The sequence below is a fragment of the Paenibacillus sp. FSL R10-2748 genome (assembly GCF_038005565.1).
In the GTDB taxonomy this organism is placed as follows: Bacteria; Bacillota; Bacilli; order Paenibacillales; family Paenibacillaceae; genus Paenibacillus; species Paenibacillus polymyxa_B.
Window position 1 is genome coordinate 682,199 of sequence record NZ_JBBOTK010000003.1, and the last position, 21,236, is coordinate 703,434.

13 protein-coding genes are annotated in these 21,236 nt (G+C 45.5%); 8 read left to right on the forward strand and 5 right to left on the reverse strand.

The window, feature by feature from the left end:
* The first annotated feature begins 237 nt into the window (after positions 1-237).
* Positions 238-1,641, forward strand: coding sequence for a hypothetical protein (locus tag NSS66_RS12945; protein ID WP_023990608.1), 1,404 nt, complete (start codon positions 238-240; stop codon positions 1,639-1,641).
* A gap of 292 nt (positions 1,642-1,933) precedes the next feature.
* Positions 1,934-2,161, forward strand: coding sequence for an aspartyl-phosphate phosphatase Spo0E family protein (locus tag NSS66_RS12950; RefSeq protein WP_023990607.1), 228 nt, complete (start codon positions 1,934-1,936; stop codon positions 2,159-2,161).
* A gap of 236 nt (positions 2,162-2,397) precedes the next feature.
* On the opposite strand, the gene NSS66_RS12955 is transcribed toward NSS66_RS12950, so the two are convergent.
* Together NSS66_RS12955 and NSS66_RS12960 are read right to left on the reverse strand one after the other, a co-directional pair.
* Positions 2,398-3,213 (reverse strand): flagellar motor protein MotB, encoded by an 816-nt coding sequence (locus NSS66_RS12955; RefSeq protein ID WP_013312222.1) that lies wholly within the window; start codon positions 3,211-3,213, stop codon positions 2,398-2,400.
* The gene (locus NSS66_RS12960; protein WP_028542113.1) at positions 3,197-4,024 is read right to left on the reverse strand and encodes a flagellar motor protein; all 828 of its coding nucleotides are present in this window, start codon (positions 4,022-4,024) and stop codon (positions 3,197-3,199) included. The genes NSS66_RS12955 and NSS66_RS12960 overlap by 17 nt, the downstream gene beginning before the upstream one ends.
* Before the next feature lie 208 nt (positions 4,025-4,232).
* Here NSS66_RS12960 and uvrB point away from each other — a divergent pair, with 208 nt between their 5' ends.
* The 3 genes from uvrB to NSS66_RS12975 all read left to right on the forward strand — a co-directional run bounded on the left by uvrB (position 4,233) and on the right by NSS66_RS12975 (position 10,882).
* Positions 4,233-6,224 (forward strand): excinuclease ABC subunit UvrB, encoded by a 1,992-nt coding sequence (uvrB, locus tag NSS66_RS12965; RefSeq protein WP_023990604.1) that lies wholly within the window; start codon positions 4,233-4,235, stop codon positions 6,222-6,224.
* A gap of 172 nt (positions 6,225-6,396) precedes the next feature.
* Entirely contained in the window at positions 6,397-9,258 is a 2,862-nt protein-coding gene (uvrA, locus tag NSS66_RS12970) for an excinuclease ABC subunit UvrA (protein ID WP_023990603.1), read from the forward strand.
* A 412-nt stretch (positions 9,259-9,670) separates the two neighbouring features.
* The gene (locus tag NSS66_RS12975) at positions 9,671-10,882 is read left to right on the forward strand and encodes a hypothetical protein (protein ID WP_076295824.1); all 1,212 of its coding nucleotides are present in this window, start codon (positions 9,671-9,673) and stop codon (positions 10,880-10,882) included.
* Between the two features lie 112 nt (positions 10,883-10,994).
* Here NSS66_RS12975 and NSS66_RS12980 read toward each other — a convergent pair whose 3' ends face one another.
* Entirely contained in the window at positions 10,995-12,620 is a 1,626-nt protein-coding gene (locus NSS66_RS12980; protein WP_209940525.1) for a nitrite/sulfite reductase, read from the reverse strand.
* Between the two features lie 359 nt (positions 12,621-12,979).
* On the opposite strand from NSS66_RS12980, the gene NSS66_RS12985 reads away from it, so the two are divergent.
* From NSS66_RS12985 to NSS66_RS12995, 3 genes are all read left to right on the forward strand, one after another.
* The gene (locus tag NSS66_RS12985; protein WP_340959081.1) at positions 12,980-14,224 is read left to right on the forward strand and encodes a S1C family serine protease; all 1,245 of its coding nucleotides are present in this window, start codon (positions 12,980-12,982) and stop codon (positions 14,222-14,224) included.
* Between the two features lie 49 nt (positions 14,225-14,273).
* Positions 14,274-16,187, forward strand: a complete 1,914-nt coding sequence (locus NSS66_RS12990; protein WP_340959082.1) for a stalk domain-containing protein — start codon at positions 14,274-14,276, stop codon at positions 16,185-16,187.
* Between the two features lie 766 nt (positions 16,188-16,953).
* Entirely contained in the window at positions 16,954-19,464 is a 2,511-nt protein-coding gene (locus NSS66_RS12995) for a U32 family peptidase (RefSeq protein WP_340959083.1), read from the forward strand.
* Positions 19,465-19,600: 136 nt separating this feature from the next.
* On the opposite strand, the gene NSS66_RS13000 is transcribed toward NSS66_RS12995, so the two are convergent.
* Together NSS66_RS13000 and NSS66_RS13005 are read right to left on the reverse strand one after the other, a co-directional pair.
* Entirely contained in the window at positions 19,601-20,038 is a 438-nt protein-coding gene (locus NSS66_RS13000; RefSeq protein WP_256253398.1) for a GtrA family protein, read from the reverse strand.
* 14 nt (positions 20,039-20,052) lie between these two features.
* Positions 20,053-21,084, reverse strand: a complete 1,032-nt coding sequence (locus NSS66_RS13005) for a glycosyltransferase family 2 protein (protein WP_028542107.1) — start codon at positions 21,082-21,084, stop codon at positions 20,053-20,055.
* Positions 21,085-21,236 lie beyond the last annotated feature (152 nt).

A 21,236-nucleotide genomic window follows, 5' to 3' on the forward strand; every position in this document is an offset into this window, starting at 1 on the left:
TAGTATGAGTGTAGACAAAGCCAGATCAGGCGTGGAGGTAATTGTATTGCCTAAATTGTTATATATTTAGTTTTTGTGAGAACTATTTAATAAACATCAAATTCCATAATATAATAAAACAGTGTAGAAAAGGGGTTGACCATCATCCAATTTATTCATATAATTTCTAGTATATTGTAATTGATTGTCGAGGAGGGTGATTTTTAAAATCATCTGAATACGCCGGGGGTGTTTTTATTGGAAAATGCAACCACGATTCGTTCGGAAATTGAGAAAGAACTAAAACTTGGTGGCTACACTTTTAATAGTTTTGGACAAGCTACGGGGCTTAACCGGGGCATATTTAGTGCTATGCTTAACGGGAATCCGCCTAAACCTATCTCCGTAAGACAAATGGACTTGATTACCAAAGCATTTAATTATCCAGAGGGCTGGTTGTATGACCTGTATGTGGATGAATGTTTTTATGATGGAAGACCACATTGGAAAAGGGTCAAGCCGTTCCTTATACGTTGTGTTGAAGTAGGAAATCTGCGATGCGTGGAGAAAGTGCTCTCACGCTTAATGGAGGATCTTAACCACATTCCAACAATCTTTGCTTTGGCAGAGGAGTTATACGAAGGGGGGAAGCTGCAAGAGGCAATTCCATTCTATGAATGTGTCATTGAAAATGAAAAGTATCAACATTCTGAGAGATTGGCGATAAGCCATTATAAATTGTTTCGTGCAAAAATTGGAGAGAATACTGAATTAAATCTAAAGGCGGCTATACGATTTGAACCTTTTCGTTTTCGGTTGCCAGAGTGCCATCAATTAGACGGATTGTTGCATCTAACAAATATATATTCTTCACTACATAAATGGCAAGAAACAATTACACACAGCGATGAGCTTTGGGAACAATCTAAAATTATATATGAAGAAGAAAATAAAAGAAGGGCTCGGAAAAACAGGAATTATGTACCGATAAAGACCGAGCGACATTTAGTAGTATATTATGGGCAAGGATTACTTATGAAAGCTTATGCCTTACAAAAAATTGGCGACTATGAGAATGCAAAAAAAATCGTTGCTGAGTATGCCGATCTAAGTTGGTTTGAGGGTTTAAACACCGTTGGGAAAAGAGAAGTGGAAAAGTTTAAGGTATGGTCTATGGGGAACTCTTATACACTTGATTTACTATTAGGAGATACGTCTGTGCTCCCTCAATATGTAAACTTATTAGAGAACAATAATGATGAGATATTACCCGGTCTTGTGAATATTTTAGAATCGGCTAATAGAAATTTCTTCTCAGTTGACAGTATTTTGGATCGGTTTATCCAATATATTGATATTTTTAGAAATACTCAGGATGTAATATTTATGGATGATTATTATAATTTTAATTTCCAACTAGCCATTTATTATAGGCGAAATAAGAGATACAAGGATGCAATAAATGCTAATTTACAATGTATACAGATATCATTCTTTCTTAAAAATGTAGAGAGTTTCGCCCAAAGTATGGTTTTATTCGAAAATAATAGAGCTTTATGTGACGAAGGACAAATTGAGATTTATAAGTCTATTATTAAGGAGGTGTGCAAAGATGAGGAAGGTTTTACTTTCACTTTTGCTTTCTCTAATAGTAGTCAGTAATATCGGGGTTCTGTCTTCTTTCCATGATATTATAGTTAGTAATAATTCTCATATTTCAGTTTCTAGTCATGGTAGAGGCGGGTGAAATTCAATAGTGCTGTTCACTTCCAGGTGAGTTTCAAGGGAGTTTTCCAAGTAAATAGATGGATCAAAAAACCAGCCTTACTGAGGCTGGTTTTTTGATTCTCCCCGTTAAAGGGATGAATTGGGTTTTATTATATTTTTAACCTGTAGGGAAGGTATCAGCTTGTAAACTAATGTAAATACCACACCGAACAGGAGGTTTATTGATGTGAAATGGAAACAATTGGAGGAATGCATCGAAGAAAAGCGGAAGGAACTAAATGATTTGGCGAATGAGGTGGGATTGAAGGATCGGCGGGTGTTAATCAAGTCCATGGAGTTGGATCGACTCCTTAATAAATACAGTGACTGGAAATATAGCTATCGCAGACAACAGAGCATACCCCAAAGTTCACAAATACAAGAGAAGCAACACGAGCTTGTCCTATCTTATTAATCTTCAAGTATCATGACAAGATAAAACCTAACTTCACCAGGGCTTCTAATACATAGTGGGATATAGAATAAACAAAATAATCTCTATTGCATCTCGTACGCCGCTCTTATACATGTTGTTCGTACGGTTTATTGTTCTGCGTCTACATCAGAGCGGAAGCCATGTATTAATGATGAATATGTATCAAAAAAACCTCCCGATTCACGTTATTGCGTGACTCAGGAGGTTTTTGGGTTTTACTGTTGAAGCTGGCGTAGTACGGTGATTTCGACACGGCGGTTTTTTTGTCGTCCAGCTTCGGTGCTATTGTCACCAACCGGCCGGGTATCTGCATAACCCGCATACTGAAATCCTGAGGGTGAAAGTTGCTCTCTGTCGAGAAAGAATCGGAGTACAGATAGTGCCCGTGCGCCGGAAAGCTCCCAGTTATCCTTATACGTCGATGAGTTCGAGGAGCGCGTAAACGGAATGTTGTCCGTATGGCCCTCAATGCTAATTGGTGTTTTCAAATCTCGAAACAGACTGGCCAACTTGGATAGCGTGTTGGCAGAGCCTTGTTTGAGTGCAGCTCTACCTTGATCGAATAAAAAGCGGTCATTCAGCGTAATGACAATACCACGCGGCTGATCTGACACAAAAATCTGGTTTTCCAGTTTGTTATCAGTAATATATTCTTGAATGACACCCATTAAATTTTGCAGCTCTTTTTCCTGCGTGCGAAATGCTTGTTCACGTTCGGTGAGCTTTGTCGATCCAGCTTCCTTTTTATCGGCTGCCGGTTGCTTGGTCGTGGGTGGATTCTTGCTGGTGTAACGATCAGCAGTACCTGTAATGCCCGAGCCTTGCTCCAAAATAGAATCTCCTTTGTGGAACGTATCCTGGAGGGATTGAACAACGACATCGTATTTTTTAGCATCCAGACTACTCATGGCATACATCACAACGAAAAATATGAGCAGCAGGGTGATCAGATCGGCATAGGTAATCATCCAGCGGTCACGATGGTCTCCGCCGCCTCCTTGACCCCCACGGCGCTTACCGCGCGCTCTCATGGAAGTCCTCCTTTGGAGAAGCGTCCTCTGTGCGTGAGCGACGAGGCGGTTTGTGATCTATATTTTGCTCTGAGCGGATAAAGAACTCCAACTTTTTGCGTACAAGCTTTGGATTCTCTCCGTTTTGAATAGCCAGAATACCTTGCAGCAGCAAATCCATTGTGATAATTTCACTCTCACTGGCTGCTCTTATTTTGGATGCGATGGGCAGGAAGATCAGGTTGGCGCTAGCAACGCCGTATAGTGTTGCGATAAAAGCAACAGCAATAGACGGACCAAGCGCAGTAGGCTCGGTCAGGCTGCCCAGTACATGGATCAGGCCCATGACAGTACCGATAATTCCCATCGTAGGGGCATAACCGCCTGCGGATTCAAATATTTTGGCGTACCCTTCATGTTTGTGTTCAATGGCATCTAACTCAAGCTCTAAAATCTGTTTGATCTGCTCCTGCTCGGTGCCGTCGATGACCAACTGAAGACCTTCACGCAAAAATGCATTCGGATGCTCTGATGAAGTACGCTCTAGCGCAAGCACACCGGATCGGCGTGAGGTGGCCGCCATGGAAACCAAATCTTCTATATATTGCTTCGTAGGATTGTCCTCACGGCTAAATGCCATCCGTAGAGCGGTGGGGATCGTCTTCAGCTTGGAAGCTGGGTAGCTGATCACAACTGCGGCGAAAGTTCCCCCAAATACAATTAGAGCCGATGTACCTTGAAGCAGCCCTGTAAATTCGCCGCCTTCCCATAAGAAGCCACCGATTAATGCTATGATTCCGGCGATGATGCCCAATACGATGGTGATATCCAAAATTTAATTCACTCCTATTCAAGACTTATCGTTTGCATCCACGGTAAGAAAGAGGTATAATACGGGAACAAACATTCTTATCCAACCATATTTCCCAAGTATCATTGCTCGGGAAATATCGACATAGAGTTACAGGTAAAGACGTTAAAGCTCGACTGGTGTAAAATCATGATGTTTCCATTTTAGACGATAAGGGTGATGCAGGGCAATGAGTGATATCGTTGTTAGCGATAAGACTTTTGAAATTCAGTCGGAATTCCAACCTCAAGGCGATCAACCTCAGGCCATTTTTGAATTGGTAGAGGGAATTGCAGAAGGAAAGAAGCATCAAACGCTATTGGGTGCTACGGGAACAGGTAAGACGTTTACCATCGCACAGACCATTGCCAAGTTGAATCGGCCTACGCTGGTTATTGCACATAATAAGACTTTGGCTGCTCAACTGGCGAGTGAGTTTAAAGAGTTCTTTCCGAATAACTCAGTCGATTATTTTGTCAGCTACTATGATTACTATCAACCGGAAGCATACATTCCGTCTTCCGATACGTATATTGAGAAGGATTCCAGCATCAATGAGGAGATTGATAAACTTCGCCACTCAGCGACAAGCTCTCTGTTTGAGCGTCGTGACGTTATTATTGTAGCGAGTGTCTCCTGCATTTATGGTTTGGGTTCCCCGAAAGAATATTCAAGCTTGCTGCTTTCGCTTAGAGTCGGCATGGAGAAACCCCGCAATCAGATTTTGTCCCGCTTGGTCGATATTCAATATCAGCGGAACGATATCAACTTCGTGCGGGGTACTTTCCGTGTACGGGGGGATGTTGTCGAGATATTCCCGGCTTCCCAAGGGGAACACGCTATACGTGTAGAACTGTTCGGGGATGAAATTGAACGAATTACCGAGATTAATGTGCTTACGGGTGAATTGATCGGTGAACGTGATCATATTGCCATTTTCCCGGCATCTCACTTCGTTACTCATGAGGATACGATGAAGGTAGCATTGGTCAACATTGAACGTGAGCTTGAAGAGCGGTTAGCGGAGTTGAAGGAGCAAGGGAAGCTGTTAGAGGCGCAACGTTTGGAACAACGTACCCGCTATGATATCGAGATGATGAAAGAGGTTGGCTTTTGTTCCGGTGTCGAGAATTATTCAGGTCCACTGACATTCCGCGAGCGAGGAGCAACACCATATACGCTGATGGATTATTTCCCGGATGATATGCTGATCGTCATTGACGAGTCCCATGTTACGTTGCCGCAGATTCGTGCCATGTATAACGGTGACCAAGCACGTAAGAATGTACTGGTAGAACATGGTTTTCGTTTGCCATCTGCATTGGATAATCGTCCGTTGAAGTTTGAAGAGTTCGAGGACAAGGTAAGTCAAATCGTCTATGTATCGGCTACTCCAGGACCCTATGAGATGGAGAAATGCGAAACGATGGTACAGCAGATTATCCGTCCTACCGGGCTTCTTGATCCGATTATTGAGGTGCGTCCGAGCAAGGGGCAGATTGACGATCTCATTAATGAGATACGGCTTCGCATGGAACGTGAGGAACGGGTACTGGTGACCACACTTACGAAGAAGATGTCTGAAGATTTGACTGACTATTTAAAAGAAGTGGGCATCAAGGTTCGGTATATGCACTCCGAGATTAAGACGTTGGAGCGGATGGCTATTTTGCGGGATCTTCGTCTAGGGACCTTCGACGTGCTAATTGGGATCAACCTGTTGCGGGAAGGTCTTGATTTGCCGGAAGTATCGCTGGTTGCAATTTTGGATGCGGACAAAGAAGGCTTCCTGCGTTCTGAGCGCTCTCTGATTCAGACGATCGGACGGGCAGCACGGAACAGTGACGGTCGTGTTATTATGTACGGCGATAAGATTACCGATTCTATGGATAAAGCGCTAAAGGAAACGGAACGTCGTCGTGCGATTCAAATTCAGTATAATGAAGAACATGGGATTACCCCGCAAACCATCCGTAAAAAGATTCGTGATGTTATTGAAGCAACTAAGGTGGCAGAGTCTAAGAATGATTACCTTCCTAATGAGACGGGTAAACTTTCCAAGAAGGAGCGTCAATCACTCATTCAGCGTCTGGAAGCAGAGATGAAAGACGCCGCCAAGAACCTACAGTTCGAGCGGGCAGCCGAGCTGCGTGACGCTTTGCTGGAGTTGCGAGCTGATTAAACATTGAGAATAAGCTAGAAGCAAAACATATGAAAATAAAATGTTTGATTGCTTTGCTTTTAAAAATAGTGAGGGCGGCCTATGTGGTCGTTCTCTTTGCGATATATCACTTCCATGGGATAATCCAATGCGATATAGCATGACGTGAACTACGGCTAAGGAGATGAAACATTTGGCGAATGAAAGCATCATCATCAAAGGCGCACGCGCGCATAATCTCAAAAATATTGACGTGACGATTCCACGGGACAAGTTCGTCGTCCTGACAGGGCTTAGCGGCTCAGGTAAATCGTCACTGGCTTTCGATACGATCTATGCGGAAGGGCAACGGCGGTATGTGGAATCTTTATCTGCGTATGCCCGTCAATTCCTCGGGCAAATGGAGAAACCAGACGTTGATTCGATTGACGGTCTGTCTCCTGCCATTTCCATTGACCAAAAAACGACAAGTCGGAATCCGCGTTCTACCGTCGGAACGGTTACCGAAATCTATGACTACCTGCGGTTGTTGTTTGCCCGGGTGGGTCATCCTCATTGTCCTGAACATGGCATTGAAATCACTTCACAGACCGTTGAACAGATGGTGGACCGCATTTTGCAGTATCCTGAAAAGACAAGACTTCAGATTCTGGCTCCATTGGTATCCGGCCGCAAAGGTGAACATAAAACACTGTTCACGGATATAGCCAAGCAGGGCTTTGTACGGGTACGTGTGAATGGAGAACTACGTGAATTGTCTGAGAAGATTGAGCTGGAAAAGAATAAGAAGCACTCGATTGAAGTGGTCGTAGACCGCATCGTAGTCAAGGAAGATGTGCGTGCGCGTCTGTCTGACTCTATTGAGACGGCACTGAATCTTTCAGGTGGGCAGTTGCTTGTAGACATTATGGGGCAAGAGGAGTTGCGGTTCAGCTCCAACTTTGCATGCCCTATTTGTGGATTCAGCATAGATGAACTGTCTCCAAGAATGTTTTCCTTTAATAGTCCGTTCGGCGCTTGTCCGGATTGTGATGGGTTAGGAGTTAAAATGGTGGTTGACCCTGATTTGCTCATTCCCGATCCTGAAAAAAGTGTCGAGGATGGGGCTTTTCAGGCTTGGAGTGGTGGAACTTCCACTTATTATCCTCAATTTTTACAGTCAGTATGCGAGCACTACGGTATTCCACAGGACATTCCTGTTAGTCAATTGACGACAGAACAAATGAACCTCATTTTACATGGAACGGGTGAGCAGAAGATCCGTTTCCGCTATGAGAATGATTTTGGTCAACGTAAGGAAGCCTATGTGACCTTTGAGGGGATTATCCCCAATCTGGAGCGTCGTTATCGTGATACGGCTTCTGAGGGTATACGTGAATTTATTGAAGGCTTTATGAGTGCAAAGCCATGTAACACTTGTAAGGGACACCGACTGAAAAAAGAAAGCCTGTCGGTAACCATTCAAGAGCGTAATATAGCTTTTGTGACAGCTTTGTCTATCGGTGAAGCCTCAAACTTTTTCCATACACTGGAGCTGAGTGAGAAGGAGAAGTCGATTGCCAATCTCATTTTAAAAGAAATTAACAGCCGCCTGGGATTCCTCGTTAACGTTGGTCTGGAATACCTGACTTTAAGCCGTGCGGCAGGCACGTTGTCAGGCGGTGAGGCACAGCGTATCCGACTGGCGACACAGATCGGGTCCAGCCTGATGGGTGTGCTTTATATTTTGGACGAGCCTAGTATAGGATTGCATCAGCGAGATAATGACCGTCTGATTAGTGCTTTGGAGCATATGCGGAATCTCGGTAATACGTTGATTGTGGTGGAACATGACGAAGATACGATGATGGCGGCGGACTATATCATTGATATCGGGCCAGGAGCTGGAATCCATGGTGGGATGATCATGTCGCAGGGGACTCCGCAGGAAGTCATGGAAGACCCGAATTCCTTAACCGGGCAGTATTTGAGTGGACGCAAGTTCATTCCGGTCAATACCGAGCGGCGCAAGCCTGCTGATAAATGGTTGGAGATTCGCGGAGCCAAGGAGAACAATCTCAAAAATGTGAATGTCAAAATTCCATTGGGTGTTTTCTCAGCTGTTACTGGTGTATCTGGTTCTGGAAAATCGACGCTGGTCAATGAAATTTTGTACAAAACGTTGGCGCGTGATCTGAACCGTGCGAGAGTACGTCCAGGGCAGCATAAAGAAATTCGCGGACTAGAACATATCGAAAAGGTTGTTGAGATCGATCAATCGCCAATTGGTCGTACACCGCGTTCCAATCCTGCAACGTATACTGGTGTATTTGATGATATCCGTGACTTATTCTCGCAGACGAACGAGGCCAAAGTACGAGGCTACAAGAAAGGCCGCTTTAGCTTTAACGTTAAGGGAGGTCGTTGTGAAGCTTGTAGAGGCGATGGCATCATCAAGATTGAGATGCATTTTCTGCCGGATGTGTATGTTCCATGCGAAGTGTGTAAAGGCAAGCGTTATAACCGGGAGACCCTAGAGGTTAAATACAAAGGGAAAAGTATTGCCGATGTGCTGGAGATGACGGTAGAGGATGCAACGGAGTTTTTTGTAAATATTCCGAAGATTCATCGCAAGATCCAGACACTGATGGATGTAGGTTTGGGGTATATCAAGCTGGGTCAGCCTGCGACTACCTTGTCTGGCGGTGAAGCACAGCGTGTGAAGCTAGCCTCCGAATTGTATCGTCGCAGTACGGGCAAAACCATTTATATTTTGGACGAGCCGACAACCGGCCTGCATGTTCACGATATTGACCGATTATTGACGGTGCTGCATCGTTTGGTTGATTCAGGAGAGACGGTGCTGGTCATTGAGCATAATCTGGATGTGATTAAAACAGCCGATTATCTGATTGATTTGGGACCGGAAGGCGGAAGTGGCGGTGGAACGATCTTGGCTACCGGGACACCGGAGCAGCTCGTGAAAGTCGAAGAATCCTATACAGGTCGATACTTAAAGCCGATCCTTGAACGGGATACAGAGCGTAGTCAAGCGCTTCAGACAGTCGATCTATAGATACCGTTTAGCATAGTTTTAAAAGCCCTGCACAGGCAGGAAGGCAGAATACGAACTAGTGTATTGATGCCTTCGTCTTGGCAGGGTTTTATTTTTTTTGTAAAAAAAGAAAACTTTTATCAAATTCCTGCGTTAAAGCATGTGACACATAGTTTACCAAGCGCTGGAATAATAAGTATATACGTATATTCATCGACAGAAAGTCTCTGAGTGGTCTCTAAATTTTGGAGTTTTGGATGTTTAGGCTCGGGCTTGAAGAGGTAAATATATAACTCATGATTATATAGCATCATACGAAGTTCCGTGCCCGCGTGACAACCATTACAAGTTGAAGCGAAACCGTCTGTAGTTTTATCACATCTAAGAGGTTCATACAACATCTCTGAGGAAGTCATGAAGGGAGCTGGAACGCTTGAAGGTTAAGCAAAGTAGAGTTTTACGTACACGTGTGTATACATGGGCAGCAGGAGCTGCTTTGGCGGCATGTTTGATGGGATATAGTGCTGCACCGTCCTATGCCTCCGAGGTGTCCGAGGCGTTTGCGCCCAAACAAGCCGAAATCGAAACAAGTGCGGCAATTGGTAGTATTAAGGATTTAGGAAACGCTCACAATTACATTCAACCCGCAGCGAATGGTGGGTTCTTTATGCTGAACGTCGAGGACGATACAGAAGCAAGTGTAGTACACGTCACATATGGCAAGCTGGACAGTTCTGTGGAGGCTGTATGGAAACATCAACAGGATCTGAACGTACAACCCGGAACAAGCAGCAGTGGAGTCCAGCGGGAGACGTCGGATGGGGGCTTGCTGTTTCTGATTGATTATACAAAACCGAACGGAATACGAGATGTGCAGGCTTCACGATTGGACGAGGATGGAAACACCTTGTGGTCCAAAACATTACCCACAGATGGCTTGATATCTCATGGGCAGGATTCGCAGGTTGGTTTGGAGCCACTGGAGGATGGCAGTTTCCTGGTCTCCTATCTAGACCTTGCGGAGCAGTCCTTCACTGTACTCAAATACACTGAAGCTGGCGATATACAATGGAATCGAACGACGGCCGGAGTGACCTCGGGTTGGCTGGTCGGCAGTCACAATGGATATTACGCGCTTTTGAACAGTTCAGATGGTCCCGTTGGGGTACAAGCAGATGTATATGGTCGCGATATTCGTGACATCCATCTGGACTTAGGATCAGGTAAAGAAATTGCCGCAGTACGTGAGTTGCCGAGCGGTCATATTGCTGTAACAGGGCTTAAAGGAAACAGCAAGCGTACACAGGTGCTAAGTAATGGTCTGCAATTATTTAGTAATACAGAGGACTATGCGGCTGACCGGGTGTATCTGCCTGAGGAGCAGTTGTATGTCCAGTTCAGTGATCAATATGATCCACTGGGTAAAACCACGAAGATGCATGGCATCACCATTACAGGCTTGAAAGGAAACGGTACGAAGGTGTGGGAAACGAGGACTCATTATAAGGAGGATAATTCCTTCGGCATCCGGTATGATACGGGATTGATATATAAGATACCTTCAGGCTACGCGGTGGTGACATCTACAACAGGCGCTCATAAGCCAACAGTACTCGATTTTGCGAAAATATTGATACCGGAGTAATCCGGTGTCTTTTTTTATGAAAGTGAGGGAAACGATATTGCGGGGCTCCATGAGGATAAGAAACAGCCTGCTTGTATATGTCATACAAGCAGGCTGTTAATAGACTCTATATTTAGGATGCAACGTGGCTGGACTGTAAAATAGCAGACAGCTTTTCCTGAAAAGTCGGAATCCCTACACGCTGTACATATGCGTAAAAGCTTTCGCCAGCGCTCCTGTTTTCTTTGTAGAACAGAATGAGCTCTGCCAGTACAGGTCCAACCTGATCCCCGCGTACGCGACCTTTGAGCGCTTTGTTAAACTGGGCGCCTGCTCCAAGCGCTCCGCCGACAGCGATGTCGAACGCGTCGACCAAGCCTTCCGGTGTCTTTATGAGCGAGCCTTGCAGACCAATGTCCGCAATATGCTTTTGACCGCAGGAATTCGGGCAACCGATAAAATGAATGCGCACCTTTTCATCCAATTGCACGTGCTGATCCAAATACTCGGCAACGTCAACCGCCCGTTTTTTGGTTTCCACAATCGCCAGATTGCAAAACTCATTTCCTGTGCACGATACCGTACGGCTCATAAAATGCTTGGGCTGTGGTGTCAGGCGTTGCAGCACGGGGGCTTCCAGTAGTTCATCCACTTGCTCATTCGGCACGCCGCTCAGCAAAATATTTTGCGACATCGTGGTACGAATCTGCCCATCGCCATAGCGGTCAGCCAGTTCGGCCAGTTCATGCAACTCGTCAGCACTAAGGCGACCGACAGGCACGTTCAGACCGACATAGTTCAGGCCTTTTTGGGCTTGAGGATGCACACCGTCAAAATAGGCGGCTTGCCAGCCAATTGTTTTGTCCTCGCCTCGTCCGGGCATTTCACCGATGTACTCGGTGAGCTTAGCCAGAAATTTGTCTGGGCCCCAATCGGCAACAAGGAATTTTAGGCGGGCATGGTGCCTCTTTTCCCGATAGCCGTAATCACGGAATATGGTGGTGACAGCAATAGCAACCTTCAGTACTTCCTCAGGACGAACAAACAAATCCAGAGACTGTGCCATATGCGGCTTGGCGGACAAACCTCCACCAACCATCACATGGAAGCCGACCACTTCTTTTCCATCGAGGATCTTGGTGGCCGGAGTGAAGGACAGGTCGTTAATTTCAGCCTGTGCATTGTTGTACGTATTACCGGAGATAGACATTTTGTACTTACGCGGCAGATTGGAGAAGTCTCGATTTAATAAGAAAAAACGATTTACTTCATCTACAATCTCCTGGGTATCCACCAATTCATTGGGATCGATGCCAGCCAGCGGATTACCGACAATGGTACGCGGGCAGTCTCCACAGGCTTCAAAGGAATACAAATTGACTTTTTCCAGCCTTTCGAAAATATCGGGCAAGCTTTCGACCGTCAGCCAGTGAAATTGAATCGCCTGGCGAGTGGTGACATCCACAAGACCGCGTCCGTATAGCGCGGATATGTCCGCCAATGCATGTGCCTGTGCTGAAGTCATGATCCCTGTGTTGATGCGGACCCGCATCATGAAATGACCATCCTTGGGCTTTTGCTGATATACCCCAGCCCATTTGAAACGGTCCATATCGTCCGCAGAGATCGAGTCATAGCCATCGTTGGCATAGTTTTCGATAATGGTACGGATAACGTCGAGACCGTCCTTTTCCAGTTTGACCAACTCGAATTTGTTAAGCTTATCGGGATGAGCGTTCCAGATTGGTTCGTAGGCCATTCTTTTAACCTCCTTCAAGTGTTTATTTATACTTTAGTGTTTTGGATAGAGGACTCATGATTTTATTCTTTATTTCCGACAATAAAACTAAGATATAATGTGATGGTATCATAGTTGGTTATGCTCGTAAACGAAGGAATGACCTAATTGGTATAACGATTATTTATCGTTTTTGCTTATTTTTTTGATATAAGGATTTGGAAAATTTATAATATAAATAGCATGAGAGGACAGGGATGTAGCAAACGGAGCCTTTTAGAAAAAGATAGGGCTTAAAGCGATTGTATACGTGTCCCCTCTATGGTAGATTTGGACTAACTGATAGAACAGGGTCATGTAAGAGAGGAAATGGTGAGTATATGCGTAAGATGGGGAAAAGGGCAGTTGTTCTGGCTTTGGGCAGCGCTCTATGTGTTTCTGGAACGGCAGGTGCAGCTAGCAGTGGAACTGCGTTAAAGGCCAAAGTCATTAATGGTGGGGTCTATGTTAACGTAAGCGATATGAATAAAGCATTAGGAACCAGCGGCGCATATAACAGCGCAAATGGTACATATACGTTATCGGCCGACCGTGTGCCGCAGGTGGTTAAAAATGTATCTCCTTCTGTGGTCGGTATCATTGGCCGTTCAGCCACGGGAGAGGCCGTAGCAGGAGGAGATCGCTACAATCTGGCTCACGGCACGGGTGTCATCATTCGTACAGATGGATGGATTGTGACGAATGCGCATGTTATCGAAGGATTAGGTGATGCCGTGGTTGTAACCTCGGACGGAAAATCTTACGGAATCACCGACAGCTACAGCGATCCGATCAGTGATTTGGCATTAGTCAAAATCAAGGCAAGCGGCCTCAAACCCGCTACCTTGGTAGCTTCAACGAACAGTCTACAGGTAGGTGAGCAGGTAGTGGCTATTGGTACGCCTATATCCTTTTCACTTCGCAATTCGGCAACCTCGGGTGTCGTTAGCGGGCTGAATCGTGGTGTCAACGCTGCTTATCGTTTGATCCAAAGCGATACCGCGATCAATCCTGGTAACAGCGGCGGTCCGCTGGTCAATCTCAAGGGTGAGGTCATCGGGATCAATACGATGAAATTCTCGGCGGTCGGTATTGAAAATATGGGCTTTTCGATTCCGTCGGATACAGTGAAATATGTCATCGGCCAATTTTTCAAATACGGAGAGGTTCGGCGCGCCAGTCTTGGTCTAGGGCTGGAAGAGAGCTGGTCAGCTATCGTCGGATTACCTACCGAGGATCCTTTGAAAGTTACGAAAATTACTTCAGCCAATGCCGTTCAGGCCAAAATCAAGGAAGGCGATGAGCTGTATAGTATTAACGGTAAGCGTGTAGCTTCGGCCATTGACGTCAATGAGCTACTTAAAAACTATCAACCGGGTCAAACGGTGAATGTGCTTATGCAGTCGGACGGTGATATTGTAAAGCGCAAGCTGGTACTGACACAGGATAATGGTGAAATCTATGAGTCCATTCAGTCTGGAGAAGATGGAGAAGATACGAACGGTTCGGAAGCCGCTGAAGATGGTGGCATAGCGCTTTCTAAGGAAACATCGGAGCCAGCTCAAGGGGCAACTACTGGAAAGTGAACAATAACGGCTCTTGAATCTATAAAATAAAGCTAAAGGGAGATTTACTGTGAAGCATATTCAAAGAAAAATGATGCGTAAGCTGGGGGTCGGCGCTGTCGCATTGTCCCTTCTGCTTTCTGCTTTGCCAGCAGTTGCAGCAGATCAAGATAAAAACTTGCTGGAATTGCGTCTGCAAAGCGGCAGCAATACAGCCGTCGTAAACGGCCAAAATGCAAATATCACGAAGCCCTATTCCAAAAGTGGTGCACTGATGGTTCCGGCTGGTGTGTTTAAAAAGGCATTTAACAGCAAAATCCGATTGGCTGAAGATAATGTGGTTAAAATCACCAGCGGAACTCATGTTGTTTCGCTAACCATTGGTAGCCGTACAGCATGGGTGAGAGGTCACAAGGTAACACTTCCAGCTCCACCGGAAATGTCATCAGGTATCCTCATGGTGCCTCTGCGTCAAGTAGCAGAAGGGCTTGGCGGTAAGTTGGAGAAGAATGGTGCCGGAATCATTATTCGGATGGAAGCACAAGAAGAGGCGGGCACGGTAGCTGAAGAGACACCGAACATTGATAATGATGAGGGCAAGACGCAGATCGGGAACAGTTACTATGACTGGTCTATGAACTATCCAACAGGGCTCGTCATCGGTCAGGGAGGTGGAGATGAGAGTATCTCCACTTTTATGGATGAGAACAGTGCCTACTATATGGAGGTGCACACAGCGTCACAGCCGGTTCCACTGAATGCGGACGATCTGTTGCAACAATTAGTGCAGGCAGCCAAGGAAACGGGAGAAACTGTGATCGATCGAAAATCCTTCCCGAAAGCGAAGGTACCTTATGCTCGTGTCATTACGAAGGATGGGGACGGCGTATTGTGGGAAAATCGTCAGTACTATGACAACGGACGATTGTATGTAGTTTATTTTTCCGATGCTAAAGCAACGAATTATAAAGATCTGGCCCAGTATGCAGGACTTTTAAATTCCTTCAAGACCTCCTTTAATGCGCAGGATAAAAGTATTAAAGACTTGTCTACTGTTGTAGGAGGCACACGCGAGGCCGGGAATCCAGACTACGGTGTGTCACTCAGCATACCCGCAGGCTGGAAAATGGACGATCAACGGATGCAATATGAAAGTAATGATGGATCGAGCTTCCGCGTGAAAATAACCTCAGCTCCAGCGGATGGAAAGTTGGAGAACTGGGGCCAGCAGCTGCAAAAATGGCTGAGCGATTCCTTTGTGTCCACGGCTTATGAGGCACAGAAGACGTATCCGCTGGAGGTTGCAGGCGTTCAAGGGTTAGTACAGGAGTACCGTTATAATTTTGGCGATGGATGGGTCAAGGAGTACAACGTGCTGATTCAGCAAAATGGATACCGCTATTTGGCTGAATACGCAGTGCCTGAAAAAGTAAGCAAAGGAAATGATCAGTTCAACGCGCTCATCTCCTCGCTTCAAATCGATTTTCAAACCGTAGCAAGTAACTTTGGACAGTTGGAAGAAGACGACTATTTGACGGATAAAACGAAAACGGTCAAAAAGACTTCAAAAGCCTATGAATATACGGTGAATATCCCACGATATTGGACCGCGATTAGCGATCAATTTGAATTGGGCGATGTAGAGTACCAGTTTACTGGAGGACGTTTTTCCGTCAAAATCGACAACGACCAATCATTTGAACTAACGGTATCCCAGCTCAAGGACTTCTACGATAAGCAAGCAAAGAACTATAAAAACCTCAAAGTTGAGGAAGTTAAGGACGTAACGTTTGCTGGTGTTCCGGCAGTGTCCTTTACATTCCATCGTATAGAGGAAGGCATTGGCTATACGGGCCACCAATTGGTTTTGGAACGTGACGGAAAAACGTATACTGTGACAACGACATTAAATGATGCGAACAACACGGCTGTACAGTCCAACGCACTGGATTCGACGTTAAATTCGTTTAATTTTGTGAAGTAGAAGGTGTGGGTAAAAAATTAGCGAGGTATGGTGGGAAGAGGCTACGCGTGCCATTTGATCCTACGATCGCTGTTGACCCGGGATTCTTGGATTGTATAAGTGATTTAATATGTAAGAATCCCAGGTCAAAGGCGAACGCTGACGCTTCTTCGGATTCAAATGGCCCGCTTCGCTGGCACCTGCCAAAGACCACCAATCTTTTGATGAGTGAGGTAAGCAGGGAAGGGCGTAGGCAGCTATTTACGATACTTAGATCAGCGAACGCGAACGCCTTTTTTCGGATTCATTGTCGAGTACGCTGGTACCGCACAAGGATGCCTTTTTCTAAAAGACTTAGGCCTACTAGCGCGTCTAAGTTGCCTAGTCTCCATCTCCATTTGGCTTCTTGCTGGATAGCACTGTTTACTTCGTTGTTCCTCTTGTTTTATATGATTCCTCACCTCCAAAGTACCGTTTGACGGGAATGGGGGTGTTTTTTATGTTTTAGTAAGAGATTTTTACGAGGAATCGCTTGGAAAGTGTAGAAGCTTGGGGCGCAGTCTGGTACACTAGATTAGTTACAAGATAAGAATGATTATGCCGCAAATGTTCGTGATGCGGATTTTTTGAGTTGGATGCCATTTATCCCTCGAGCCAGTGGTTCAGAGTGGGGATGATCGGATAGGATGATAATTCATAGGGCTATAAAATAAGCAGCATCGCTGCTCTGGAAAATAACGTTTAACTCTGGGTTAATTAGTTATTTCTCCATATAGGGAGGACAAAGATGAAATCAGTAGTACGAAGAGAAGATGTTGAGCTTCTGGCACCAGCCGGTGACTGGGATTGTATGCGTGCGGCAGTGGCAAACGGGGCTGATGCGATCTTTTTCGGGGTGGAAAAGTTCAACGCACGGGCACGGGCGAATAATTTCCGCATGGAGGAACTGCCTGAAATTATGGCGTTTTTGCATAGCTATGGGGTTAAAGGTTTTTTAACATTCAATATATTGGTATTTGAAAACGAGTTGAAGGACGCTAAGGAGCTGGTCGATGCCTGTATTGATGCTGGAGTCGATGCCTTAATTGTCCAGGATATGGGCTTGGTGAAAATGATCCGCGACATTTCACCGGATTTCCCGATCCATGGTTCTACCCAAATGACGATTACATCGCCGGAAGCGGTAGAGTTTACAAAGCCGTACAATATGGAACGGGTCGTGCTTGGACGCGAAAACAACCTGAAACAGATCCAAAAAATAGGCGATCAGGCGAGACTTCCAATGGAGGTATTCGTTCATGGAGCGTTATGCGTATCTTATTCTGGCCAATGCCTGACTTCAGAAATGTGGGGCGGCCGCTCTGCTAACCGCGGTGAATGTGCACAGGCATGTCGTTTGCCTTACGATCTGATGGTGGATGGAGAGCAGAAACCAATGGCAGATGTGACGTATCTGCTTTCACCTAAGGATCTGGCAGCGATCGATTTGATGCCTGAACTGATCGACGCGGGTGTTGTTTCTTTTAAAATTGAAGGGCGACTGAAAACACCTGAATATGTGGCGAATGTGGTCAGCAAGTACCGCAAGGCCATTGATAAGTATTTTGATGGCGATACGTCCAAGACCAGCAAAGAAGATATCCGCGAGCTGCAGCAGAGCTTTTCACGCGGCTTTACGCACGGTTTTCTCGAAGGAACCAATAACAAGAAGCTGGTTGACGGTACGTTCCCGAAAAGCCGGGGTGTGTATCTGGGCCGAGTGGAACAAATCCTTCGTGATGGCGTAGTTTGCCGTATTGATGCACCGCTCAAGCGTGGCGATGGTATTGTATTCGATGCGGGAGATCCCACGCAAAAAGAAGAAGGCGGACGCGTATACGATATCCGTCGCAAGGGCGTGAAGATTGAAGGCGAAGCCGGAGAAGGCTGGATCATTGACATCGTAGCGGGACGCAACGATGTGGATCTGCGCCGTGTACACGTGGGCGACCGCATTTGGAAGACCAACGATCCGGCGCTGGACAAGCGTCTGCGCCAGTCATATGACACAGACAAGCCGTACCGTGTCTTCCCGGTACATGTGCGGGTCAGCGGCTCCCCGGGGCAACCGCTGTCGACGTGGTGGACCGACGTGCAGAAGGGCACAACGGTCCGCGTGGACTCTGAGCTGGAACTGGAGATTGCCCAGAAGCGTCCGATGACGCACGAACTGCTCGAAGAGCAGTTTGGACGACTGGGCGGAACGGTGTTCCAGCTGGAAGAGCTGGACGTCCATCTGCATGGGGACGTCATCGTGCCGATGCGCGAGCTGAACGGTATCCGCCGTCAGGCGGTGGAACTGCTCGCGGGCGAGCGCCCCAAACCGCCCGTGTACACGAAGCGGACGGTCGAGGTGTATGACGATGCATCGACTCCGGCATCGTCTGTGGCACGCGGTCAGGCAGAGCTGACCGCGCTGTGCCGTAGCCTCCCTCAGGTGGAGGCTGCGCTTGAGGCCGGCGTGGAATTCATTTACGCCGATTTCGAATTCATCAAGCAATTCCCGGCAGCCGTAGAGGCTGTGCATGCTGCAGGCCGCCGAATTGCACTAGCGACCCCGCGTATCCACATGCCGGGTGAAAATGGCTACCACAACAACATCCTGCGCTTGAAGCCGGATGCTGTGTTGGTACGCAATCCAGGGGCACTCTATTTCTACTTGCGACATCGGTTGGAGAACCCGGAAGCACATCACCCGCAATTGATTGGTGACTTCTCGCTGAACATAGCCAACCATAAAGCGGCTGATCTGTTCCTGGATTCCGGCTGCGACTTGGTTACGCCTTCGTACGATCTGAACATTCAGCAAATGGTCGATATGCTCAGACGTACGCGTACCGATAAGCTGGAGATTGTGATCCAGCAGCATATGCCAATGTTCCATACTGAACATTGCGTATACTGTACCTTTATGAGTGAAGGCACCGACTACACTAACTGTGGACGTCCGTGTGAGGACCATCGCGCATCCCTGCGTGATCGAATTGGTATGTCTCATCCGGTCCGTGTGGACGAAGGCTGCCGCAACACGGTATACAACGCGATTGAGCAATCCGGCGCGGAATACCTGTCCAACTTCCTGGAGCTGGGCGTGTCTCGTTACCGCGTGGAATTTTTGGAGGAGACACCGGAGCAAGTGCATGAGGTTATTGATCTCTATAACCGTGCCCTGCGCGGAGAAATCAGCGGAACACAAGTATGGAAGACGCTTAAAGCAACGAATCAGTTGGGTGTTACACGTGGGCAGCTGGTGAAGTAAAAGGATGCTATAGGTTATCACAGTTATTTATTTTGATATTTGAACGTAGAAAAAGAAAAAATAGGGTATGTGCGTTGAGAGCACATACCCTATTTTTATCAATAAGTTCATCTGAACTACTATGAATCTCGTATCGTTATACTTTTTGGGCTTTTGTTTTTTTGGAAAAAACAATGAACTTTTGCCCGACATAATTAATTAAAGTATAAAAAATATTCCCGATTAGGATGGACAGATTGCCTAAAATTGCATTGTTTTTAATACTCAGACTTGAGATCAGGAAGTGGCTGATTAGATAGCTGAGACAATACGATAGCAAATAGCATATCAATATGATAAAGATAAACTTCCAAATGGTTTGTCCATGGCTTGCATTGTTTTTGAAAGTAAATCTTTTGTTTAAGAAATAGCTTACAGTAGCACCTACAGAATTACCAATAAAGGTCGATAACCAGTAGTTAGTCCCTAAAGTATTAAAGAGCAAGAACATGACGGACATGCCGCATATTGTATTTAGGACACCTACGACAAGAAAACGGAAAAAGCTATTCTGAAATAAAGTCAAATTAGTCACCTGTTCGCATCTGTTTATTGGACAGCCACAGCTTCCCTTTCACTATTTTTCACTTTTTTTGTGTTTTCAGTATCTAGGGTACTTTGGGAATCTAATAGGGTCTCAATAATATATTTGGGTCTTTGTTTTACCTCTTTATATATTTTACCGATATATTCGCCAATGAGCCCCAGTGCTACAAGTTGTAGACCACCTATAAACCAGATGGACAACATTAAAGAAGACCAGCCCCAGACAGTGGTTCCAAGGAGCTTACTAATAATGGTATACACAGCTATTAATAAGCTTATCCCAAACATTGCAAAACCTACAGCTGAGATAAGCCGGATTGGGGTTATACTAAATGAAGTGATTCCGTCAAAAGCAAAAGCGAGCATTTTCTTTAAAGGATATTTGGATTCTCCTGCAAAGCGTTCATGTCGATCGTAATAAACTTCAGTAGACTTATAACCTATTAACGGAACTAGACCACGTAAAAAGAGATTGACCTCTTTAAAATTGCTTAATTCCTGGAGAACTCTTTTGCTCATTAAACGGTAATCCGCATGATTGTATACAATATTGACTCCCATTTTACTCATAACACGATAAAAGCCTTGGGCTGTTGAACGCTTGAAGAATGTGTCGGTGGTTCTACTTTTTCGAACCCCATATACGATGTCATAACCTTCTTTGAATTTTATTATAAATTCTCGGATGGCATTGAGATCATCCTGCAGGTCGGCGTCAACGGATATTACACAATCAGATGTCTCTTTAGCTTCCATTAACCCAGATAATAGAGCGTTTTGATGGCCAGCATTTTTCGCCAATTTGAGACCACTGACAAAAGGATTTTTTAGATTATATGATGCTATGATGTCCCATGTTTTATCACGGCTACCATCATCAACAAACAACATTTTACTATGTTTAGAAATGAGGTGACTCTCTGCCAACTCCTCAAGAATGACCGTAAGTCTGCTTATAGTTTCAGGCAGTACTTCTTCTTCGTTATAACAGGGAATAACTAACGTTAAAACAGGGTTACTGATTATTGAATCCAAAGAACTCTCTCCTCAAATTTTGGCATATCTGGTACTCAAATTTCTATCTTTTTTAGTTTATAATATGGTTTACTTAAAGTATATAACATTGCAATGACTAAGTGCTATAATAAACTATTAGCAATTTACAAACGTTACTCGAATTGTTGAAT